This window comes from Gluconobacter thailandicus F149-1 = NBRC 100600 (genome assembly GCF_000964465.1).
Classification (GTDB): domain Bacteria; phylum Pseudomonadota; class Alphaproteobacteria; order Acetobacterales; family Acetobacteraceae; genus Gluconobacter; species Gluconobacter thailandicus.
In genome coordinates this window covers 1-5,104 of the sequence record NZ_BANH01000093.1, presented here as the reverse complement: position 1 = coordinate 5,104, position 5,104 = coordinate 1, and the positions used below count along the sequence as shown (strand labels likewise).

Annotated in this window: 6 protein-coding genes; 1 reads left to right on the top strand and 5 read right to left on the bottom strand. The window is 48.7% G+C overall.

The window, feature by feature from the left end; all coding sequences use genetic code 11:
* Positions 1-839, top strand: an 839-nt coding sequence (locus tag B7444_RS17300; protein WP_252365389.1) for a hypothetical protein, incomplete at its 5' end; no start/stop codon positions are given.
* A 336-nt stretch (positions 840-1,175) separates the two neighbouring features.
* Here the strand turns inward: B7444_RS17300 and B7444_RS15530 are convergent.
* The 5 genes from B7444_RS15530 to B7444_RS17295 form a co-directional block, all read right to left on the bottom strand.
* Entirely contained in the window at positions 1,176-2,339 is a 1,164-nt protein-coding gene (locus B7444_RS15530) for an aspartyl protease family protein (RefSeq protein WP_007284648.1), read from the bottom strand.
* A gap of 93 nt (positions 2,340-2,432) precedes the next feature.
* Complete coding sequence (locus tag B7444_RS15525) at positions 2,433-2,834, bottom strand: PIN domain-containing protein (RefSeq protein ID WP_007284647.1); 402 nt, start codon at positions 2,832-2,834, stop codon at positions 2,433-2,435.
* A gap of 2 nt (positions 2,835-2,836) precedes the next feature.
* Entirely contained in the window at positions 2,837-3,034 is a 198-nt protein-coding gene (locus B7444_RS15520; RefSeq protein WP_007284646.1) for an AbrB/MazE/SpoVT family DNA-binding domain-containing protein, read from the bottom strand.
* Positions 3,035-3,341: 307 nt separating this feature from the next.
* Positions 3,342-3,893 carry a GNAT family N-acetyltransferase gene (locus B7444_RS15515; protein WP_081603814.1) on the bottom strand — a complete coding sequence of 184 codons (552 nt, stop codon included), beginning with the start codon at positions 3,891-3,893 and terminating at the stop codon, positions 3,342-3,344.
* Complete coding sequence (locus B7444_RS17295; RefSeq protein ID WP_231502859.1) at positions 3,890-4,612, bottom strand: tyrosine-type recombinase/integrase; 723 nt, start codon at positions 4,610-4,612, stop codon at positions 3,890-3,892. Before B7444_RS17295 ends, B7444_RS15515 begins: the two co-directional genes overlap by 4 nt.
* Between the last annotated feature and the right edge of the window lie 492 nt (positions 4,613-5,104).

Sequence of the window (5,104 nt, the reverse complement as noted above, 5' to 3'; positions counted from 1 at the left end):
GAATCAAAATTCCCTACAAAAATCAATGGGTCCTGAGCCTAGACAGGATATTGAAATTGATTGGCACTGGAAAAGCAACGCAGCAGATGGCTCTTCCATATGTCTATGGAGCAATGGTCTTTTTTTCTGTGATCTTTGCTCACGCCGTCGATTTTTTCATGCATGAATTTGCTCATTCATTCATGGCATGGGCATTAGGCTGGAAAGATAATCCTCTTGCACTGAATTATGGCAAGTCGACCATTGACAATATTCTTATGCAGCAACAGATCGACGAAAACGTCCGTTACGCACCAATCTTCGCCGCACACAATGGACTACAGGGATCATTAATCGCTGCTGCAGGCCCTCTAATTGCTAACGGTGGTGGCAGTATAATCTGTGGCCACGTTTTGCGCACTATAGGCAAGAAACCCCAACAGACCGTCTGGAGCCTCGCCTGCATGTGGCTACTTGCCTGGCTAGCAGCGTTTAATGTCTTCAATGTCTGGAGTTACGCTCCTCTTCGCGCGCTGAGTTCGCATGGTGATATGGCGCTCATTGCTGAAGGACTGGGCATTTCGAATTGGCTTCTTTTCCCCGTTGTAACTGGCTTTGCGGTGTGGCTGGCACATTGGTACGTCCGGGATATCCTACCTAACGTTTGTAGGCATTTTTCTGACTTCCGTTTCGGAGCAGCGTTCGGAGGAACTGTCCTTGGAACAACAATTCCCTTCTTTTCGATCGTTGGACTGACGGGAAATTACGGCCTCCCATCAGCTCTCATGTGTATCGCCAGCCTATTTTTTTTTACACCTGCCATGGTGGCTATGTTTTACCTGTCCCTAGGGCGACGCTGAAAGCGAATATAGGTCCGTATGATCTAGATCCAAGTTTCAGGGGTATGTCAGCTGGTAGATAAGCGAACAGGCAAAGTCTGTCCCAGCTGGCCAAAACAACCATGCTGCTTATGTCCGCTATGTGGAAAATCTGTTCATCGCTGGGTATGCCAGATATGAGACGCATCCTGCCTGTCTTTATCTCATATGCTTTGAACAGACAGGCTGTAAGGTGAGCGGGCACCCCGTTTCTGGGTTATGATGAGCGCAAATTAGATTCAAAGCCTTGAAAGCGAATCTCACCTTACGACTTTGACCCAGCCTTCAGATCGGCCCGAACTTTGATAAGCCAACAAATCAAAGATATTCCGACATGCGTAATGTCACCACTCGGCGGCTTGCACCACGTTGGACACGGAATGTTACCTCTGCGCCTGCGGAAGCATTGAGCTGTCTGATTACGTTTGCAGGTTCCGAGGTCTCGATTACGTCCCCAGGAAGAATGCCTGCGTCAGCAGCGTGGCTATGTGAACCGACATCATCAACACGCAGGCCATAGTCAGTCTCGCTGACGGCCAAACCCGAAAATGCATAGCGATAATCTGTGGCAGGAAGACTGTTCTGGCGTAGCCAGAGTGCATCAGCATCAAGATCAAAGCCGATGTTAAAGCGACGCAGTGTTGGTAGCCCGATAAGGCCATCCGATATATTAGTATTGCGGTCAGTTGAGAGCAGTAGAGCTAGTGGACGTTCAAAAAGGACGCCTCCAAAACTAAGAGTATCGACACGAACGATGCGTCCGCCTTGCGCTACCGGTGCATAAGGGCGAGCGTCGGTCCAGAGGCCAAGGTGTTCTGCCATAGAACGATTCAGGCGTACAAAACTCTCGCCACCTGTATCGATTACACAAGTCACAGGTTTGCCATTTACCTGCGCCTCCGCCGTGATCAGAGGGGAAAATCCAGGTTTTGCATCGACAGCGAGAGCCTTGAGACGTGTGTAATCGGGAAACGTTGGTCGACTATCGTTCCAGACACACCATTGCAGGGCGTCGAAATCCAGCAAACAGGGACTCGTCGTGACAAGGCCGGACGAAATGCTTCCAGCAATGCCGTCACCAAGAACCAAGCCAGGCACTGCGACAAACCGAACGTGATGTTGAACTATGATACCGCCAATTGTCAGCTCTGGCGCAACGAAAATTCGGTGGAGGACGGGCGTCCCAGCTACACCAATGCGTAGATCGCCTGCCTCAGGCAAGCCAAGGTCTCGTGCGACTGACTCATTGATAAGGCTCATGGCACCTCCGGAATCAATCGCAAAGGAACCACCCATTCCGCCAATATTGACTCCGATTGTCACACGACGTCCGATTAGCTTTATAGGTGCGACAAGCGGTTTTGCCGCCGCCCGGGTCAGACGCGGAAAAACCAACGCAGTGGCAGACCCCGCAAGGACTGATCTTCGACGGATGTCCACGGAAGATACTTTCAACAGATCGCGATACTTAGATTTTAGCATTTGACGAACTGTTTGGCCGCGAAAAAACTCGCCCTCCAAAAATATTCATCTCTTCTGAAATGCCTTGGACGAAGACGGAAGCGATCAGTTTGTCTATCCAAACGGGTTCCTGATAATCGCCATATCGAAAATGGACAGTCCATCCTGCATGTCTTCTGACAGTACCGTTTCCAGACCATTTTCGATGGCACACGCTAAAATCATGCTGTCATAGGTCTGCAAGCCATAACGGCGTACAATTGCCCACCCCCTGGCATAAATACCTGTCGTTAGGTCATGTACGGTTGTCAGACTTCTGATGTCTGCAATCAGCTCTCCAATATCATCCAGAGACAACTTCGTTTTACGACGCAACGTATTCGTCATCTCGTTCAGCGATTGGACAGAGATATGACAATCCGTATGGCGGAGAACATCTTCAGCGATCCGCATCTTTTCCACATCCTGCTCCATGCACGCATAGAGCAGGATATTGGTATCCAGAAGAACGTGCATATTCAGTCTTGCGGACGCTCAAATCGGAAGTTTTTAGGCAGTTTCCGACCAATTGTTTTCAAAGACTGCAAGGCTTCTTCATGGCTTTTCAGACGAGAAAAGACCGCCTCGACATTGTCCCCCTCCTGCAAACCAAGCTGACGGACGATATGTGCGGGAATACGAACAGCGAGGCTGTTACCCCATTTTGAAACCTGCATGTCACTCTCCGTTTGTGGATATACATATCTATAATTTAGATATCCATTTTACCACAAGGCAAAGTCAGACTAAGACCGACCCTTGACCTGACCGGAACGTTAGCCGCTGGTTCCCGGACAGTTCAACGCCCATGATGCGAGGTGATTGCCGGGAGGGTACGACTTCAGATATTGGAGATAAGAGGAAAGGAATTTTATGTATCATTGGGATTGCTAAACATGCGCTTTGGCATCATTCCTAAGAACACGTCCATGGATACATGTAGGAAATTGCGGTCTGCTATTTCCTGTAAAGCTAGAGATACTATTAGGTTTGAGAAGGCATTGGCGTCTTCAGCCATTCTGTTTGAGTAAGTTCAAATTCATATTCGTGACTTTTTGCTCCTTTAAAGAAGTCTGCGTCATGAATTGTTCTGATCTGTTTGAAGCCCAGTTTGTGTAGCAGGGCGATAGAGGCGTGATTTCTCGTATCAACAAAGGCGCGTGCGATTTTGATGTCGGGATTGTAGAAAATAGTTGTGAGGGTGCTCTTCATGGCTTCTGCTGCGATACCTTGACGCCAGTAGAGAGGGAAGACGTGATAGGCAACAACCGCTTCCTCTGCCGTCAGTGTCGCTTGCGTATACCCAACAGCCTTCTGATCCACACCTTGCCTGATGATCCAGTTCAGCCAGATTTCGGTGCCATTTGAATTCCCGCCCGAAGACAAAACAACATACCTGTCACGAAGAGCTTTAAGACTTATTGGTGGTTCATCAGGAATGAATTGATAGGCGCGATTATCAGACAGTCCTGAAAACATATCTTGTGCATCTTCAGGACGTAAAGGCTCTAACTTAATCTTTGTTGTATCGCTCATAGCCTTTTTCCCAAATAAAAATCTGGATATTGAATAGCTTCGACTGTTGTTTGCAGATTGGTGAGATCGATACCGCTCAGATATGTCGTTGCCCCCTGACTCTTGTGGCTGGATTCATGACCTAACAGGGCATCAATCCAGATTTCGCGAATGTCGCTTTTCTGATTGCGCAGAAGTGTTGACACTGTATGCCGGAAACCGTGGAACGTAACAGCCGGAGGAAGGTCCATTATCATTTTGTAGCGTGAGAATGCCCGGCTGAAGTCAGCGCCCCGGTTTCCGTCCCGTGAGTCTTTAAGATCAGAAAAAAGGTATTTCTGATTGGCTTTTTGAAAAGCTAGGAGACCCCAGCTCAGTAGGGTGGAGTGAATGGGAACAATGCGTTCTCCTGCTTCAGTCTTGGGGGACCAGTTGTCTTCTGGATGGGCACAAATCCGGAAGCATGGAACACCCTCCACGTCTTGGATGTCTTCATTTCTCAGGTTGCTGATTTCGCCAAGTCGCATACCGCTGTAAGCAGCAACCATCGTGATACCCATGAAGGTCTCGTTGGGAATACTGCCCACTGGCCAAGGGGTATTAACGAGCTTATTCATTTCTTCCTGTTTCCAGGCCCGACGCGATATTTGGTTGGACAGGTCGAAATTCCATCTGCTCCATGGATTTTTTTCAACCATGTCCCGTCTTAGAAGGTCATTCCAAAGAGAAGACAGGCGCATGAAGTGGTTTTTTACCGTCTTTGTGCTTAGCAATGGCACATCCTGAGAAGCTGCACGGTCTATCTCATCTTGAAAAGAGAGGTTGCGGCGCTTGCCATGTGATGCCGGAAGGGAAAAGAGAACGTCGCGGAAATCCCCTGAGACTTTGCCATCAATCTCACGGACGGGAAGATCTCCAAATGCCTGTACGAAAAGTGCGACAGTTCTGCTCGTGTCTCGCTGAGTTTCGAGACTTTTGGCGGGTTTGGTGTTGAGAAAACGCTCTAGGGCCGCCGATAGTAAAAGAGGTGAGGGAGCCTTTGACTGTAGTTTGGTTTGATTTTCGGCGACTATGGGGAGTGCCTCTTCGGAATAAGGTGTTGGAGACTGCGATGGCGGTCGGGATGCTGTAGTTTCAATGGTTTTTGTGAAGGTTGTAATGAGAGTGTTATGGAGGCGGTCAATTTCGCCTCTTAGAGCCTGTTTGGAAAATCGATCTGATGTGATTCAAGC

Coding starts and splice junctions, on each gene's coding strand:
- B7444_RS15520 (WP_007284646.1), bottom strand. CDS start 3,034: ATGCAGGTTTCAAAATGGGGTAACAGCCTCGCTGTTCGTATTCCCGCA.
- B7444_RS17295 (WP_231502859.1), bottom strand. CDS start 4,612: ATGCGCCTGTCTTCTCTTTGGAATGACCTTCTAAGACGGGACATGGTT.
- B7444_RS15515 (WP_081603814.1), bottom strand. CDS start 3,893: ATGAGCGATACAACAAAGATTAAGTTAGAGCCTTTACGTCCTGAAGAT.
- B7444_RS15530 (WP_007284648.1), bottom strand. CDS start 2,339: ATGCTAAAATCTAAGTATCGCGATCTGTTGAAAGTATCTTCCGTGGAC.
- B7444_RS15525 (WP_007284647.1), bottom strand. CDS start 2,834: ATGCACGTTCTTCTGGATACCAATATCCTGCTCTATGCGTGCATGGAG.